We start from the raw sequence: 16546 nt of genomic DNA on the forward strand, positions 1-16546 counted from the left end.
GGAATTATTTTTAAAAGATAAGTTAATGGGGAGGCATAGCTTCCCCTTATTTCTATGACGACATTATTTATTTCCGATCTTCACCTTACCCCATCACGTCCTGATATCACGGAATGTTTTGTGACGTTCATGCGAACAGAAGCAACAAAAGCTGATGCACTTTATGTACTCGGCGATCTGTTTGAATTCTGGATTGGTGACGATGACAACACCCCTTTTGCAGACCAAATCCGTGCAGAATTTAGAGCACTGACGGATGCGGGTGTGCCAACTTTTTTCATCCAAGGCAATCGAGATTTTTTACTCGGCAAACGCTTTTGCAAAGAAACCGGTATGACATTACTCGACGATGTCTGCACGATTGATCTTTATGGTCAAAAAGCCGTAATCCTACATGGCGATACGCTCTGCATTGACGATGTGAAATACCAAGAGTTTAGAAAAACCGTTCACAAGCCATGGCTACAATGGTTGTTTAACCGTATTCCTTGGTTCATTAAGAAGAAAATTGTCTCAAAAGTTCAATCCGATATTCGTGATGATAAAATGAGCAAGTCATTAGATATCATGGACGTTAACCAAAATGAGGTCGAGAAAGTGATGTCTCAGAACTGCGTCAACATAATGATTCATGGTCACACACATCGCCCGAACACACATTTTTTTGACGTCGATGGCATTAAAAAGACCCGAATTGTTTTAGGGGATTGGTATACGCAAGGCTCAGTTTTAAAAGTAAATTCTGATAGTTTTGACCTGCAAACGAGACCGTTCATACAGAATTTGCGTTAAGCATGTAGAGCGTGTAGAAGATTCACGCTCAAGTCGTAGATATTTTGTAAAAAATCGCTATTATCATAATACTAAGTTAAACAGAACGAAGTACCTAATTGAAGTATTCTTACGTAGCTCGCCAACCGATTCTGGATAGAGAAAAACGAACCATAGGTTACGAACTCCTCTTTCGAGACGGCCCTAAAAATACCTTCCCTGAAGTAGAACCAGAGCTGGCTACTAGTCGACTGCTATCCGATCATTTTTTGTCGACGCATTACAACACATTAGGAAACAAACTTGGCTTTGTTAACTTTCCGCATCAAAGCTTGGTGAACTTGGTCCCAACTTTGTTCCCTAAAGAATCTCTCGTCATTGAAGTCCTTGAAGACTGCGAACCGACAGAAGAACTGTTAGAAGCCATCAAGCACCTTCATGAGTGCGGATACAAAATTGCTCTGGATGATTTTGTTCCGACGAAAGCTTGGAAGCGTTTTCTTCCATACGTTTCCATGATCAAGTTTGATATTAGACTTGTGCCGATTAAGAAAGCTGCCATTTTTATTCAGGCGTTGAGCCCATTTAAAATCGACTTTCTTGCGGAAAAGGTAGAGACCTATGAAGAGTTTGAGCAAGCCCTAGAAGCCGGTTTTAACTATTTTCAAGGGTATTTTTTTAGCAAACCTGAGATGATCCAGAAAAAACGGTTGAACCCCGCGTTTCTTACCGTCATCCAACTTTGTAAAGAGATTGCAGATAAGCCCATCGACTTCAATGAGGTTGAACGTCTGTTTTCGATTGATGTGACGCTGTCATACAAGCTGCTTACTTACGTAAATTCAGGCTATACATTAACGACTAAGATCAAATCGTTCAGACAGGCGCTTATTTATCTGGGTGAAGAGCGACTACGACGCTTTATTTCCTTAGTTGCAATTGCGTCCGTTCAAGAAGATAAACCTGACTCTCTTTACTCTTTAGCGATTCAGCGTGCACGAATGTGTGAACTGTTACTTAGTCAAATGAACACTAGGTATGACCCTGGGCAGGCTTTTTTGACAGGCATGTTTTCTTTACTCGGATCTTTGCTCGATCAACCGCTCTCTGATGTCATTGAAGATATCCCCGTTGACGAAGATATAAAACTCGCATTAACCAGTCGAAAAGGCGTACTTGGTCACTTACTTTCGATGACGATCGCCTATGAACAAGCGGACTGGGAGTTAGCCGAGCGATATTGCACCGTTCTTAAATTAACCGAACCTCAATTAGCAGACGCTTTTAATCAATCTACCGAGTGGGCTCAAGAACTGCTGTCTCAAACGCCCTAAATCGCTATAATGCCTCACCTCCAGCCTCGCAATTGTGAGGTTGTTTGTTTTTACCGCTTAATTAATCGAGATTTCATTTTATGGCTTCTTCTTGCCCTTGCGGATCTAACCGCACGTACCAACAGTGTTGTGAAATTGCCCACAACAACCATGCTGATGTCACCACTCCAGAGCAGTTAATGCGCTCTCGTTACAGTGCGCATGTGTTAGGTCTAGTCGATTACGTGGTCAACACTTATCATCCAATCTGTAATGCAGAAGAGCAACGTGAAGGCATTGCCCAATCTATCGACAGCGATTGGTGCAAACTTGAAGTTGTAAAAACAGAAGCTGGCAGTAATGACAATGAAGGCTTTGTAGAGTTTAGCGCTTATTTTGATGAAGACGGCAAACGCTACTGTATGACAGAGCGTTCCCGCTTTGTAAAAGAAAATGGGCTTTGGTACTACATTGACGGCACGTTTCCAGAAGAAGAGCTAGAAGAAGAACCAGAACAAGATCCTCGCCTAAACCAACCAGTGAGTAGCCTAAAAGTAGGTCGTAACGACCCGTGTATCTGTGGAAGCGGTAAGAAATTTAAGAAGTGTTGTGGGTAAGATCATCCACTCCTAGCTTATTGAGCTCGATTTAATTGGATTCTTGACTTCGCCTAGGTTCGTTGGAGTGACGTGAATATATGTACCTATTTGAAGTAAATAACTCTACTGCAAGTACCATTAGAAAATATACCGTCATTCTGAACAGCGAGGGACGAGCGTGATTCAGAATCTAATCGCCACCAGCACTGTTGCCGGTTTTTGCCCCGAATCAAGAACACTAAAGTAAAAAGCCCCTAGGCTCGAGAGCATAGGGGCTTTCACTTATCGCAAGCTTACTTATGACGCTCTTTCAGTTTATTCACTACGTCATTCATCGATAAGCCTTGGTCTTGAAGCAATACCATTAAGTGATAAATCAAATCTGCAGATTCACACACTAACTCCGCCTTATCGCCCGACGTCGCCGCAAGCGCGACTTCAACGCCTTCTTCGCCCACTTTTTGCGAAATACGCTTGGTGCCACGGGCATAAAGACTGGCAGTATAAGAGGAATCTGGGTCGGCACTCTTGCGGGCAGCCAATAGCTGCTCAAGTTGATGAAGCCACACCATTTGTGACTCCTCTTGAGGGTCCACATCCCAGCAAGTTGTGTTACCCAAGTGACACGTAGGACCAATGGGATTCACTTTCACCAGTAGCGTATCGTTGTCGCAATCGAGCTGCATGTTCACTAGTTGCAATACGTTGCCGGAGGTCTCACCTTTCGTCCAAAGACGCTGCTTGGTACGAGAGAAAAACGTCACTTGACCTGTTTCGCCCGTTTTTGCCAATGCATCTTGGTTCATATAACCCATCATCAGCACTTGGCTTGATTGGAAATCTTGTACGATAGCAGGTACCAGACCATCCACCTTTTCCCAGTTGATTCGCTCAACTAGCGAACTTACTTCGGCGGCTTTCACACTCATAGTCGTACCTCAATGCCTTGTTGTTTCAAATACTGCTTTAGTTCACCAATATTGATGACTTGTTTGTGGAATACCGATGCGGCAAGCGCGCCATCCACATTTGCTTTTTGGTATGCTTCCGCAAAGTGCTCCATAGCACCTGCCCCACCCGATGCAATCAATGGCACGTTACACACTTCACGCACCATGTTAAGTTGTTCAATATCGTAACCGTTACGTACGCCGTCTTGGTTCATCATGTTCAGTACGATTTCACCAGCGCCACGCTTTTGTACTTCTTGCACCCAATCACGTGTTTCCCATTGAGTTGCTTTGGTGCGTTCTTCATCGCCAGTAAACTGGTAAACCTGATACTTGCCTGTCTCTTTGTCGTAGTATGAATCGATACCAACGACGATACATTGCACACCAAACTTATCAGCAAGGTCAGTAATCAGTTGCGGGTTAGCCAATGCAGGTGAGTTAATAGACACTTTGTCTGCACCAAACTCAAGAATGCGCGCTGCATCTTCCGCTGATTTAATACCACCAGCGACACAGAAGGGAATATCAATCACTTCAGCAACGCGAGCGACCCAACTTTTGTCAACGACACGCCCATCACTTGAAGCGGTAATATCGTAGAACACAAGCTCGTCAGCGCCTTCTTCCGCATAACGCTGCGCCAGAGGAACGATGTCGCCAATGATCTCGTGATTGCGGAACTGAACGCCCTTTACCACTTGTCCATCACGGACATCAAGACATGGAATTATTCGCTTTGCCAGCATGCAAATGCCTCCTCTGCTGTGAACTTACCATCTAACAGCGCGCGACCAACAATCACGCCAGCCACACCGCTGCCTTTTAGTGCTTCGATATCTGCTAATGAGCCGATGCCGCCTGAAGATTGGAACTGCACTTGTGGGTACTGTTTACATAGGTCGACATAAAGCTCTACGTTTGAGCCTTCTAGCGTACCGTCACGAGAAATGTCCGTACAAAGCACGTGCTGCAAACCTACCGTCAGGTAATCGTTGATCAGAGCTTCGATAGTCACGCCTGAGTCTTCTTGCCAACCAGAGATCGCCACTTTACGCGTACCGTCTTGATCTATGTTGATGTCTAGCGCGAGAACGATTTTCTCTGCGCCGTATTTTTCCATCCAACCTTTCACAAGCTCTGGCTGTTTTACTGCTGTTGAGCCAACGACAACACGCTGAGCCCCCGCTTCTAGCAGATCAATCACGTCTTGCTCTGTGCGCACTCCGCCACCGATTTGGATGTTCGCTGGCGTGCTTGCTAGTAGCTTTGCAATTAAATCAAGTTGACGTGCTGTCGTGTCTTTCGCGCCAGTTAAATCCACTAAGTGCAGCCAGTTAGCACCCGCTTGGTGGTACAAGTTGAACTGCTCTGCTGGGTCGACTTTGTACTCAGTTACTTGGCCGTAATCACCTTGATAAAGGCGAACCACCTGTCCTTCAATTAAATCAAGAGCTGGAATAATCACACTAAATCCCTTTTATAATTCTAAGAAGTTTTGAATAAGCTTCGCGCCCGCTTTTGAAGAACGCTCAGGGTGGAATTGCACACCATAATAGTTACCGCTTTGAACCGCAGCAGTGAATGGATTTCCGTAATCACATTCGGCAATGGTGTAATCCCCAACAGGCATCGCAAAGCTGTGCACGAAGTAGAAATACTCTCCTTCTTCAATACCTTTGAAAAGTGGATTACCTGCTTTTGCAGAGACTGTGTTCCAACCCATATGCGGCAGCGGCAAATCGCCAGTTTGTAGTAGCTTCACTTCGCCATCACAAAGTCCAAGACACTCAACTAACTCGTCGGCTTTCTGGCCTTTCTCTTGAGACACTTTGCCCAACAGTTGCATGCCTAGACAGATACCTAGCAAAGGCTTTTCTACCTGTTTTACCAAGCTGATAAGATCGCGCTCTTCTAGGTTCTTCATCGCTTCGCTGGCAGTGCCCACACCCGGTAGGAATAGCTTATCTGCCGACAATACGACCTGCGGATCTTTTGAAATAGTTACGTCATAGCCTAGGCGTTCAATAGCAAACTTCACCGAAGAGACGTTGGCACAGCCAGTATCGATAATGACAACTTTCTGTTCTGTCACTGTTTTTCTCCTTGCTAAGATTCGCCTTAAAGCACGCCTTTACTACTTGGTAGCTCAGTGCCTTCTACTTTGATTGCTTGGCGTAACGTACGGCCAAACGCTTTAAATAGACTTTCAATGATGTGGTGATCATTGTTGCCCGCAGAAGAAAGGTGCAACGTACATGCTAATGTGTCAGTCAAAGAGCGGAAGAAGTGAACCACCATCTCTGTTGAAAGATCACCCACTTGCTCACGGCTGAATTGCGCGTCGAACTTAAGGTAAGGACGACCTGATAGGTCTAGTGCGCATTGCGCCAAACACTCATCCATTGGCAAGCTAAAGCCAAAACGACCAATACCACGTTTGTCACCCAGTGCTTCTTTCAACGCTTGACCTAACGCAAGAGCGGTATCTTCCACTGTGTGGTGATCATCAATGTGCAGGTCACCTTCCACTTTGCACACCATCTGGAATCCACCGTGCGTCGCGATTTGATCCAGCATGTGATCAAAGAAGCCAAGACCTGTAGAGATGTCATTGCCGCCTTGCTCATCAAGATTAACGATTACTTTGATGTCTGTTTCTTTTGTGGTGCGAACCACTTCAGCTACGCGCGCCTTCACCGTCAGATCTTTTAGGATCTGTTTCCAACCCATGGTTTCTGGGTTGTATTGAATGCCACGAATTGCCATGTTTTCTGCAAGTTGAAGATCGGTTTGACGATCGCCAATCACAACAGAGTTTTGGAAATCTACTTTGCCACCTTGAAGATACTCTTTTACCAAGCCTAATTTAGGCTTACGGCATGAACAGTTATCTTCATCAAAGTGAGGACAAATCAGCACGTCATCAAATTTCACACCTTGAGATTCAAAGATCTCCATCATCATGTTGTGTGGTGCATCAAAATCTTCTTGTGGGTAACTGTCGGTACCCAAACCATCTTGGTTCGTGACCATCACTAGACGGTATCCTGCATCCTGCAACGACAACAGGCTTGGGATAACAAATGGCTCCAGTTTTAGTTTATCTAAACGGTCTACTTGAAAATCAATCGGCGGCTCAACAATTAAGGTGCCATCACGGTCGATAAAGAGGATTTTTTTTTGTTTGCTCACTCGAACTTCCTTATTGCTATTCTTTTGGCGCTCCCGCTATTGAGCGAGAGCGATAAATTCTGTCTCTATTTATGCGTAGTAGTTTCTGATAAATCCAAGCGTTTTTTCGCACTCGTCACGGTTACCCACACTGATACGCACACAGTTTTCAATTGGCGAGTTACGCAAAATAATGCCCGTATCCCAAGCCGCTTTGAAAAGGTCATCGCCATCTGGGAATTTCACCAATAGGTAGTTTCCCCACCCTTCAAACACTTCCAAGCCCGGAATCATTGAAAGGCCAACTTGCAAGTAAGCACGGTTTGCATTCAAATCGAGAACTTGAAACTTCGCTCGCGCTAAACCAGCTTCCGAAAGTGCCTGAGTCGCAATTTCTGCCACTGGAACTGGGACTGGGTAAGGTGCGATAACTTTAAGAAGTACATTAATCAGCTCTTCGTTCGCAAGCGTAAATCCACAACGCAGACCTGCAAGCGCAAAAGCTTTCGACAGAGTACGCAGAATCGCAAGATTCGGGTATTGCGCCAGTAAATCTACCGTTGACGCTTCTGGACAAAAATCGATGTATGCTTCATCCATCACCACGATTGCTCGGTCTTTTGTCATCTCAAGCAGAGACACAATGTCCTCACGCTTAACCAAGTTACCTGTTGGGTTGTTTGGCGAACATACAAAAACCAGTTTCACGTTATCCAGATTAGCTTCGATGCCTGCAAGGTCTAGTTGCCAATCTGACGTTAGCGGCACGGTTTTGCGCTCTACACCGATGGTTTCTGCACTGATGGCGTACATGCCGTAAGTTGGTGGGCAGTAAAGAATCGCATCTTCACCCGGCTCACAGAATGCACGAATTAATAACTCAATACCTTCGTCTGCGCCGCGAGAAGTCAGTGTTTGTTCTGGCTTCACACCCGCATACGCTGCGTAAGCGGAAATCAGTTCTTTCGGTTGGCATTCGCTGTAACGATTAAGACGAGCAAAGTCTGTTTTGTATTCATTGTTAAATGGTGATTCGTTGGCATTTAGCCATACGTCACCCGTACCACCGATTCGGCGAGCCGACATATAAGGGGTAAGCTGTTGGACTTGTTTACGCGCTAGCTTTTCCATCTCATTACTCTCTTATTCTTTCTTACTTGCTAATTTTTCTACGCGGATAGTAACAGCACGTTTGTGAGCGTCCAGACCTTCTGCTTCAGCCATCGTGACTACCGTTGGTGCAAGGTTCTTTAAACCATCAGCAGAAAGCTCCTGAACCGTCATTCGTTTAGAGAAATCCGCCAAACCTAAGCTTGAATAAGTACGTGTGTAACCGTAAGTAGGAAGGACGTGGTTAGTCCCCGATGCGTAATCTCCCGCAGATTCAGGCGACCAATCCCCAAGGAAGATAGAGCCTGCATTATCAAGTAGAGGTAGAAGCTCACGAGGGTTCTTAGTCTGAACAATCAAGTGCTCAGGACCGTAGTAATTGGAAATAGAAACTGACTGCGTCATCGACTCGGAAATAATGATCAAGCTTGATGCCAGAGCCTTTTCTGCGATGTCTTCACGAGATAGCTCCTTAAGCTGACGTTGAACCGCATCCGTCACTTGATCAGCAATCACAGGAGAAGAAGTCACAAGTACCACTTGAGAATCAGGACCGTGTTCCGCTTGGCTCAAAAGATCCGCAGCGATAAAGTCTGCATCTGCGGTTTCATCGGCAATTACAAGAACTTCTGATGGACCTGCTGGCATATCAATCGCAGCACCACGGAAATCATTACTTACCTGACGTTTTGCTTCGGTCACGTAAGCGTTGCCCGGACCAAAGATCTTATCTACTTTCGATACAGTCTCGGTGCCATAAGCCATTGCAGCAACTGCTTGGCCACCACCGACGTTATACACCTCATCAATGCCACACAGTTTCGCGACATAAAGGATCTCATCAGCGATTGGGGGTGGAGAACAAAGAACGACTTTACGACAACCTGCAATTTTTGCAGGAACGCCGAGCATCAAAACAGTCGATGGCAAAGGCGCACTGCCACCAGGAATGTACAAACCCACTTTTTGAATTGGGCGTGTTACTTGTTCACAAAGGACACCTGGCTGGGTTTCCACCTTGATCGGTTGCGGCTTTTGCGCTTTGTGGAACTTAGAAATATTGGCGTAAGCTTGCTCTAGTGCGCTCTTCATTGACTCTGACAAACGCTCTGACGCTGCCTTAATTTCCTGAGAAGAAACACGAATGGATTCAGGCTTAACACGGTCAAACTTTTCTGTCAGCTCAATAAGAGCAGAGTCACCTTCTTCTCGAACTTTAGCAATAACTTCGGCCACAGCAGTGGTGATATTGGCACCTTCTGCAATAGCAGGGCGCTCCAAAATAGAGTCTTGCTGATTCTCACTTAATGATTGCCAAACGACTGTTCTCATGATGCTTACTCCATCATTTTTTCAATTGGTAGAACGAGAATTGAACTTGCGCCCAACTCTTTCAGCTGTTCCATTGTTTCCCAGAATAGGTTTTCAGAACTCACTAAGTGAACAGCCATTTTCTGCTTATCTGCAGAAAGAGGAAGAACAGTTGGGTCTTCAGCACCTGGCAGTAGTGCTTTAATTTGATCTAACTTCTCTGCTGGGGCGTGAAGCATAATGTACTTAGATTCTTTCGCTTGCTGCACGCCTTGCATGCGAGTTAACAGCTTTTCGATTAGCGCCACTTTGTCTGCGTCGAACTCACCTGTGCGTTGAATCAATGTCGCTTTTGATTTGAAGATAATTTCAGCTTCTTTAAGGCCGTTCGCTTCCAGTGTTGCACCTGTAGAAACCAAATCAGCGATAGCATCAGCGAGACCCGCGCGAGGGGCAACTTCTACAGAGCCTGTCAGCATACATGTAGAGAATGGAACGCCGGCTTCATCCATGTACGCTTTTAGAAGTTGAGGATACGTTGTAGCAATACGCTTGCCAGCTAAGTCTTGTGGACCGTTGTACTCTTCGTCCTTGTCGATTGCGATAGATAAACGACAGCCACCAAAATCAAGTCGACGAAGCTGAACAAACTCGCAGGGTTCACCTAATGCTTTGCGGTCAAGGCGAACTTCTTCTAGTTCATTTTCGCCAATAAAGCCAAGGTCAACCACGCCATCCATAATTAAACCTGGGATGTCGTCGTCACGAACCAAGAGTAAATCAATTGGCATATTTTCAGAATGGACAACTAAACGCTCGCCCATTACGTTGAACTTTACGCCGCACTGTTTTAGTAGAGCTTGACTCTCTTTGCTAAGACGACCTTTTTTCTGAATTGCGATTCTTAAACGTTGTGTTTGCATTGCTTTGTCCCTATGCAAGATTTTGATATCTAAGTATTTTTCAAACTAATAAAACTAAAAAACCCTCGGGAGATTGAAGTCTCCCGAGGGTTTAAAATCTGCTTTTACTTTGATTTTACCTCCGGGAGTTTCCTGCCTCCCGGGTATGCGTACATCGCCCGAAAGACTAGATTGGGTGATGATGGTGATGAATGTTCATTACAAAATTACGCATACTTATTTCAAGGCTCTTCTCATTTGCTTTGTTACCAACAACACTAACCAAGCTGATTACTTTTTTCAACCCTTAATTTTAAAAAAATTCGAATTGTATAATACAAATAAAAAAGGAGGCCGAAGCCTCCTATAAATTTACTTTTTAAATCAGTGAATTACGCACTCTGGCAAGACGCTATTTTAGACTTTGAAAGCCATGACAAAATAGCGCAAACGATAATGAATGTTATCGACGCTGCAATGAACGAGAACGCTATTGAAGCAGTCATACCAAGGGCAATAAAGCCGACGCATGAAACAAGCGCGACTGATAATGCATAAGGTAGCTGTGTTGATACGTGATCAATGTGGTTACAACGTGCACCCGTCGATGACAAGATAGTCGTATCTGAGATTGGTGAACAATGGTCACCGAATACCGCACCAGCTAAAACCGCACTCAGCATCGGTAGCATTAGCGCTACGTCTGTTGCGCCAGCCATGTCTCCAGCGATTGGAAGCATGATGCCGAACGTACCCCATGAAGTACCTGTTGAGAACGCCATCAGGCCAGACAACAAGAATAGGATAACTGGGAGCCAATGAGGGTTGATATTGCCCTGCGCCATTGTCGAAAGGTAAGTACCAGTCTTCATATCACCGATAACAGAACCAATGGTCCAGGCAAATACTAAGATTAGAATCGCACCAAACATAGACTTAGCACCAATCCAAAGTGTACGTGCGATCTCAGCCATTGGTAGACCTTGCTTCACAACAGTAAACAGTGCAACTGCTAAGCCAAGCAAGCTACCGTAGATTAGTGATGTACCTACATCTGTATTTTCAAAAGCACCAAGAAGCGCAAACTCCTTACCATCAGCAGCCAATGCTTGGCCACCCGTGTAAAGCATTGAAGCGATAGTCGCGATAATCAGCGTCACGATAGGAAGTATCAAATCTGACACTTTACCCTTTTCACTTTCACGGATATCTAGCTCTTCGTTTAGGTCATGCGCTTCTTGCGAGTCATTTTCTTTGTCTTTATCAAAGCCACGACCTTGCGATGCAGAGATCTCATGCTCACGCATTTTACCAATATCAAGACCAAACCACGCAACAGCGAACACCATTAGCAGCGCAAAAACGGCGTAGAAGTTCATTGGAATAAGACGAACATATGCGCCAAGAGCCGAATACTCTGTGATCCCATGTGAGACTAAGATCCCGCCAATAATAGTAATAATGTAAGCACCCCAGCTAGAAGCAGGCATAATTACACACATTGGAGCAGCGGTTGAGTCTAGAATGTACGCAAGCTTAGCGCGAGACACATAAAAGCGATCGGTTACTGGGCGAGAGATCGCACCAACAGCAAGGCTATTAAAGTAATCATCGACAAAAATGAATACGCCTAAAAAGGCGGCAAGAAGTTTGGAGCCGCGTTTACTCTTCACTCGAGATTGTGCCCATTCAGCAAAAGCACGAGTACCGCCAGATAGCGTTAATAAAGCTGTTGTCATACCTAATAAGATTAGGAAACCAACAATGCTCATGTTCCAAGTGTTAATTCCGCCATCTTCAATAAAGACAGAAGAAACTTGAGAACTGACGTAACCTGCGGTGTCGCTGATAGACCAGCTATTAAGTAGCACCGCACCTAGCACGATACCTACACCCAAGGAAACTAATACACGTCGAGTCAAAATCGCCAAAGTCAAAGCGACAATAGGTGGCAATAATGAAACAGGAGAACTAGAAAAATCTATTAAATTCATGATCTTCAAAAACCAAAGTTTGGCTAGAGATCTACTGCAGACAAGTCACGTAGCATACGATACGTGCTCATGTTGAACTTAGCGACAGGGAAGCGAACACTCCACCCAACCCTACAGTAGCGCTCCATAGTTTAATGTGAATATATACTATGGCAGTGTTGTTCCTTTCAGATACAACCCCAGCAAGTAACTTTGATGAGTTACTTACTTCGGCAATCTTCGCCTTCCACTATTATTCATTGGCATCACCCCAATAATAGCTACTCTTCGAGACCGCGCCTCTACGGCAACAACAAACAATTAACCACTAACTGTACAAATTAACAACAAATTGTCTGCAATATTGCATCAGGTGGCAGCCATTGTACTTATGATGAGAGTCAATGCAACACATCAAACTAAATTAAACAAATAAATAATGACTGAGATAATTTATAAACCTTGCCTACTTCCATAAGTTTTGTGCAACTGAAATCACATCAATCATGTTATTTATGAAACATTATTACTACCTTAGAAATATCATGGTTTATCTTATATCAATAAATTAAGGATATATGACACAGCATTAAAGATGGATGCTTCATATTTTTAAGTAATAACTCAAATTTTTTTATAAAAAACCAAGCTGTCACTCTCTCTATACAATAATGATTGTTGATTTTAGTTCTCATCTAATAATGATTTATTTCGAGTGTAATAATATTAATTGCTTTAAAAAATAGTCAAATTTAAACAAAATCTTGATTTAGCATTTGCACATAAGGAAAAGATAAAGTTAAATATAAGGACTCTTTGTTTATTTATAGATTGGCATTATTTAATCGTAACGATAAAAAGTGCCCAACACATTAACCTTTTAATAGGAATCGTTATGTCAGAGCTGACTAAAACCCTTCTAAATATCCGTAGCCTTCGTGCATTTTCTCGTGAGCTGACTCTAGAACAATTGGAAGAAGCTCTAGATAAACTCACTACTGTCGTAGATGAGCGTCGTGAAGCAGAAGAAGCAGAACGCGCAGCACAAGCAGAGCAAGAAGCTAAGCTTGCAGAGATTGCTGAGAAAATCGCTCAAGACGGTATTGATGTAGAAGCACTTATTACTGCGCTATCTGGCGAAACTAAGACGAAAGGCAAAGCGAAGCGCGCACCTCGCCCTGCTAAATACAAATACACAGATTCAAACGGTAATGAGAAAACTTGGACTGGCCAAGGTCGTACACCTTCGGCGATTCAAGAGCAACTTGATGCAGGTAAATCTCTGGATGAGTTCCTAATCTAGATCCGTGCTATTTTTAAAAGGCTCCCATAGGGAGCCTTTTTTATTTAAACCATTACAAATAAAAAAGGCACATTTCTTAATGCGCCTTTTACTTTAGTTACAGAATAGTTAATTAAACCGCTTCGTATTAACGTTCCCAGTATGCTTCTTCTAGGCTATCTTCTCGCTCAGGAAGTCCGCGCGACAATCGTGGTGAATGTTGCACGAGAACTTCGTAGCTCGCACGGTTTGCGTATTTGCAGACTTGAGAAAAAGAAGAGTAAGTTAAATACTCGTTACTGTGCTTGCTTGAATTAGGCACATTTTCTTTATGGTATTTATTTGCTGCCATATCATGAAGAACAGCAGATAACGCGGCATCACCTGCGCCATTTGTATTCTTAATTTTTTCTGGACCACCCATATATGGCGAGATATGCGAGTACACTTTTATTGGCGTCTCGCATGAGTCTTTTTTCGCCGGACGACTAAATTCATAACGATTAAATTCAGCAATTGACCCTGGAAGTAATGGCAAAGAAGTTTCGCGCTTCGCGCTATCTTCCGTATACCCAGCCATAAATAGACCTACAGGACCCGCCGTGCACAATACTAAATCAGCCCACTCCAATGTTTTATCAGACGCAGCAAGTGGATCAGATTCCCCCGTCAGTGCTTCTGCTTCATCTTCATTCATCGCAACGACTGAAACGTTATCTCGAATGAATTCTTGCCAATATTTAGGGTCATCTTGAATAACAAACTTTGTGCCTAAAGTCAGAACAACAGGCACATCATTCTTTTTCGCGTACTCAATCGCTTTCATTGTTGCTTCCGGCATTGGGTCGCCGTCTTTGCAACGTACTAGATATGACGTCAGTACAAGTGCTGATGCATTTTTAAAGATTTTCTCTGGAATGCTATCAGGATGGAGTTGGTTCATTTGCCCTTCGCTGATAGCAAAAGTACGTTCGCCGTCTTCTGTGATAAGAGCAAAACAACGGCCAATTGCACCATCTACACCTTGTAGGTAGTTCAAGTCCATGCGGCTTGATGTATTACAAAGATAACGGTAACCGTAGCTGCCAATCTTAATATCCTGGCTCATCACTCCAAGTAGTGTGGAGCGATCATCCGCTAGCACGGAGTAGTTATGTAGCGTGTTACCAATGGTACCGCCCGCATACTCATTGGTAATCAAGTTCTCTTCTTTCAGTTGCTGGTATAACTCTTCTGCTCTTTCGTCATCGATAACCAGAGAGTGACCTTTACTCAGACCGTACTTTTCAATCACATCCGTTGTAACTTTTGCTTCAATATCAACCAAGGTTTGGTCAATACCAATGATGTGAGTGCGCGTCATCTTCTTGCTTTCTTGTGCTTGGCTCACCAGCGGGTCACGAGCATGAACAGGAAAATAGTGCTTCGATTTGCGTTGTCCAGGAAATTTCATATTGTCAGTCTGAGTAAGGGGATGAAAAGGAGAGCGGATTCTATACCGCTAATAATAAAGCAGCAATAAAAGCGATTATAGCAAACGTTTGCTGACAGCTTTTTTCTTTTAGGTGGCTTATTCACCTTCCATAAAGCTGAGATCTGGTAGTTGCTCAAGGTGCTCGCTATAACGCTTTAGGTTGAACTCACCTTCATTCTTCATTACATCAAAAATCTCAATTGACATCGCACATGCCATCATCGCAACCGCATCTTCACGTGGTGTGCCAGTCATCATTAAACGCATAAGGGTTTCTTTTACTTTAAGCGGGTTGCCATCTTCGAGCTGATTTTCAACAATTTCAATCAACTCACTTTCTTGCATAAATTGGTTTTCTTCTGTCATTTGGTGTTTCCTCTTGGATTTTGGCCAACTATGCCATATATACCTCTTCTATACTTGCGAAATTACTCGTTCGAATCTTTGTTGAAGAAAAATCCAGCGAAACGAATTGTGATTTCGATCTCGGATCTGTCACCGGTCTGTGGATTCTGATAGAATCTGCATCCCGTTTATTTAAGTGGTGTTTAGTAATGTCTGATAACAGCCAAAAGAAAGTCATCGTCGGTATGTCCGGCGGCGTTGATTCATCTGTTTCCGCGTATCTTCTAAAGCAGCAAGGCTACCAAGTAGAAGGCCTTTTCATGAAGAACTGGGAAGAAGATGACAACGAAGAATATTGTACAGCGGCAGAAGATCTTGCTGACGCTCAGGCAGTATGTGACAAGCTAGGCATCCACCTACACACTATCAACTTTGCTGCCGAATACTGGGATAACGTATTTGAGTACTTCCTTGCTGAATACAAAGCTGGCCGTACTCCGAACCCTGACATTCTTTGTAACAAAGAAATCAAGTTCAAAGCATTCCTAGAATTCGCTGATGAAGTACTTGATGCTGATTACATTGCAATGGGCCACTATGTGCGTCGCTCTTTCCCAGAAAATGGTGAAAAACCACAGATGCTGCGTGGTCTAGATGGCAACAAAGATCAAAGCTACTTCCTGTACACATTAAGCAACGAGCAAATCGCACGTAGCCTATTCCCTGTTGGTGACCTAGAGAAGCCAGAAGTACGCCGCATTGCGGAAGAACAAGATCTAATCACGGCGAAGAAGAAAGACTCTACTGGTATTTGTTTCATCGGTGAACGTAAGTTTACGGAATTCCTGAGTCGCTACCTTCCAGCTCAGCCTGGTAATATCGAGACTCCAGAAGGCGAAGTGATTGGTCAACACCAAGGCCTGATGTACCACACACTTGGTCAGCGTAAAGGTCTACACATTGGTGGCCGTAAAGGCGGCGGTGGTAACGAGGACCCATGGTTCGTTGGTGAGAAAGATCTAGAACGTAACGTTTTGATTGCCGTTCAAGGTAAAGACCATCCAATGTTGAAATCAGAAGGTCTACTTGCATCACAACTTCACTGGGTAGATCGTGAGCCAATTCGCGATGTTATGAAGTGCACAGTGAAAACTCGTTACCGTCAGGAAGATATTCCTTGTACAATCATCCCTATCGATGATGAAAACATTAAAGTTATCTTTGACGAGCCACAAATTGCTGTAACTCCAGGTCAATCAGCAGTGTTCTACAAAGGTGACGTGTGCCTAGGTGGCGGCATCATCGAGCAACGCATTAAATATTCTCAAGCTTAGGAGTCGTT

General features: G+C 44.0%; 16 protein-coding genes, 1 riboswitch and 1 other annotated feature. Of the genes, 5 read left to right on the plus strand and 11 right to left on the minus strand.

Annotated features, from left to right (window positions below; translation table 11 throughout):
• The first annotated feature begins 54 nt into the window (after window positions 1–54).
• The 3 genes from lpxH (at window position 55) to R7E38_RS03205 (ending at window position 2701) form a co-directional block, all read left to right on the plus strand.
• Complete coding sequence (gene lpxH, locus R7E38_RS03195; protein WP_226082864.1) at window positions 55–792, plus strand: UDP-2,3-diacylglucosamine diphosphatase; 738 nt, start codon at window positions 55–57, stop codon at window positions 790–792.
• 98 nt (window positions 793–890) lie between these two features.
• Entirely contained in the window at window positions 891–2105 is a 1215-nt protein-coding gene (locus R7E38_RS03200) for an EAL and HDOD domain-containing protein (protein ID WP_005378158.1), read from the plus strand.
• Between the two features lie 80 nt (window positions 2106–2185).
• Window positions 2186–2701, plus strand: a complete 516-nt coding sequence (locus tag R7E38_RS03205; protein ID WP_042522052.1) for a YchJ family protein — start codon at window positions 2186–2188, stop codon at window positions 2699–2701.
• A gap of 275 nt (window positions 2702–2976) precedes the next feature.
• On the opposite strand, the gene hisIE is transcribed toward R7E38_RS03205, so the two are convergent.
• The 9 genes from hisIE to tet(35) form a co-directional block, all read right to left on the minus strand.
• On the minus strand, window positions 2977–3612 hold the full coding sequence (hisIE, locus tag R7E38_RS03210) for a bifunctional phosphoribosyl-AMP cyclohydrolase/phosphoribosyl-ATP diphosphatase HisIE (protein WP_005378160.1): 636 nt from the start codon (window positions 3610–3612) through the stop codon (window positions 2977–2979).
• Entirely contained in the window at window positions 3609–4382 is a 774-nt protein-coding gene (gene hisF / locus R7E38_RS03215) for an imidazole glycerol phosphate synthase subunit HisF (RefSeq protein ID WP_004749837.1), read from the minus strand. The genes hisIE and hisF overlap by 4 nt, the downstream gene beginning before the upstream one ends.
• Window positions 4364–5101, minus strand: coding sequence for a 1-(5-phosphoribosyl)-5-[(5-phosphoribosylamino)methylideneamino]imidazole-4-carboxamide isomerase (gene hisA / locus R7E38_RS03220; RefSeq protein WP_005390889.1), 738 nt, complete (start codon window positions 5099–5101; stop codon window positions 4364–4366). The genes hisF and hisA overlap by 19 nt, the downstream gene beginning before the upstream one ends.
• Window positions 5102–5113: 12 nt before the next feature.
• Window positions 5114–5728 carry an imidazole glycerol phosphate synthase subunit HisH gene (gene hisH, locus R7E38_RS03225; RefSeq protein WP_006743042.1) on the minus strand — a complete coding sequence of 205 codons (615 nt, stop codon included), beginning with the start codon at window positions 5726–5728 and terminating at the stop codon, window positions 5114–5116.
• A 26-nt stretch (window positions 5729–5754) separates the two neighbouring features.
• Window positions 5755–6828 carry a bifunctional histidinol-phosphatase/imidazoleglycerol-phosphate dehydratase HisB gene (hisB, locus tag R7E38_RS03230; RefSeq protein ID WP_025766877.1) on the minus strand — a complete coding sequence of 358 codons (1074 nt, stop codon included), beginning with the start codon at window positions 6826–6828 and terminating at the stop codon, window positions 5755–5757.
• A 69-nt stretch (window positions 6829–6897) separates the two neighbouring features.
• Window positions 6898–7938, minus strand: a complete 1041-nt coding sequence (hisC, locus tag R7E38_RS03235) for a histidinol-phosphate transaminase (RefSeq protein ID WP_017634689.1) — start codon at window positions 7936–7938, stop codon at window positions 6898–6900.
• 12 nt (window positions 7939–7950) lie between these two features.
• Window positions 7951–9249, minus strand: a complete 1299-nt coding sequence (hisD, locus tag R7E38_RS03240; RefSeq protein ID WP_025766878.1) for a histidinol dehydrogenase — start codon at window positions 9247–9249, stop codon at window positions 7951–7953.
• 5 nt (window positions 9250–9254) lie between these two features.
• On the minus strand, window positions 9255–10151 hold the full coding sequence (gene hisG, locus R7E38_RS03245; RefSeq protein ID WP_005378180.1) for an ATP phosphoribosyltransferase: 897 nt from the start codon (window positions 10149–10151) through the stop codon (window positions 9255–9257).
• A 53-nt stretch (window positions 10152–10204) separates the two neighbouring features.
• Window positions 10205–10342, minus strand: a sequence feature (His leader region).
• A 180-nt stretch (window positions 10343–10522) separates the two neighbouring features.
• Complete coding sequence (tet(35), locus tag R7E38_RS03250) at window positions 10523–12124, minus strand: tetracycline efflux Na+/H+ antiporter family transporter Tet(35) (RefSeq protein WP_017634691.1); 1602 nt, start codon at window positions 12122–12124, stop codon at window positions 10523–10525.
• A gap of 109 nt (window positions 12125–12233) precedes the next feature.
• A riboswitch (Lysine riboswitch) is annotated at window positions 12234–12416 on the minus strand.
• 582 nt (window positions 12417–12998) lie between these two features.
• Between tet(35) and R7E38_RS03255 the strand changes: the two genes are divergently transcribed.
• Window positions 12999–13406, plus strand: a complete 408-nt coding sequence (locus R7E38_RS03255; protein WP_005378185.1) for an H-NS family nucleoid-associated regulatory protein — start codon at window positions 12999–13001, stop codon at window positions 13404–13406.
• A 127-nt stretch (window positions 13407–13533) separates the two neighbouring features.
• Here R7E38_RS03255 and R7E38_RS03260 read toward each other — a convergent pair whose 3' ends face one another.
• Entirely contained in the window at window positions 13534–14838 is a 1305-nt protein-coding gene (locus R7E38_RS03260; protein ID WP_005378187.1) for an inosine/guanosine kinase, read from the minus strand.
• A gap of 117 nt (window positions 14839–14955) precedes the next feature.
• Window positions 14956–15225 (minus strand): hypothetical protein, encoded by a 270-nt coding sequence (locus tag R7E38_RS03265; RefSeq protein WP_005378190.1) that lies wholly within the window; start codon window positions 15223–15225, stop codon window positions 14956–14958.
• Between the two features lie 188 nt (window positions 15226–15413).
• On the opposite strand from R7E38_RS03265, the gene mnmA reads away from it, so the two are divergent.
• Window positions 15414–16538, plus strand: coding sequence for a tRNA 2-thiouridine(34) synthase MnmA (gene mnmA / locus R7E38_RS03270; RefSeq protein WP_226082861.1), 1125 nt, complete (start codon window positions 15414–15416; stop codon window positions 16536–16538).
• Window positions 16539–16546: the final 8 nt, after the last annotated feature.

The organism is Vibrio sp. Vb2131 (assembly GCF_033338535.1).
GTDB classification, from domain to species: Bacteria; Pseudomonadota; Gammaproteobacteria; order Enterobacterales; family Vibrionaceae; genus Vibrio; species Vibrio alginolyticus.

Excerpts from the sequence above, each read along its gene's own strand:
- R7E38_RS03205 (WP_042522052.1), top strand. The coding sequence starts at position 2,186 with ATGGCTTCTTCTTGCCCTTGCGGATCTAACCGCACGTACCAACAGTGT.
- hisG (WP_005378180.1), bottom strand. The coding sequence starts at position 10,151 with ATGCAAACACAACGTTTAAGAATCGCAATTCAGAAAAAAGGTCGTCTT.
- R7E38_RS03255 (WP_005378185.1), top strand. The coding sequence starts at position 12,999 with ATGTCAGAGCTGACTAAAACCCTTCTAAATATCCGTAGCCTTCGTGCA.
- R7E38_RS03260 (WP_005378187.1), bottom strand. The coding sequence starts at position 14,838 with ATGAAATTTCCTGGACAACGCAAATCGAAGCACTATTTTCCTGTTCAT.
- hisIE (WP_005378160.1), bottom strand. The coding sequence starts at position 3,612 with ATGAGTGTGAAAGCCGCCGAAGTAAGTTCGCTAGTTGAGCGAATCAAC.
- hisC (WP_017634689.1), bottom strand. The coding sequence starts at position 7,938 with ATGGAAAAGCTAGCGCGTAAACAAGTCCAACAGCTTACCCCTTATATG.
- R7E38_RS03265 (WP_005378190.1), bottom strand. The coding sequence starts at position 15,225 with ATGACAGAAGAAAACCAATTTATGCAAGAAAGTGAGTTGATTGAAATT.
- mnmA (WP_226082861.1), top strand. The coding sequence starts at position 15,414 with ATGTCTGATAACAGCCAAAAGAAAGTCATCGTCGGTATGTCCGGCGGC.
- hisD (WP_025766878.1), bottom strand. The coding sequence starts at position 9,249 with ATGAGAACAGTCGTTTGGCAATCATTAAGTGAGAATCAGCAAGACTCT.
- lpxH (WP_226082864.1), top strand. The coding sequence starts at position 55 with ATGACGACATTATTTATTTCCGATCTTCACCTTACCCCATCACGTCCT.
- hisF (WP_004749837.1), bottom strand. The coding sequence starts at position 4,382 with ATGCTGGCAAAGCGAATAATTCCATGTCTTGATGTCCGTGATGGACAA.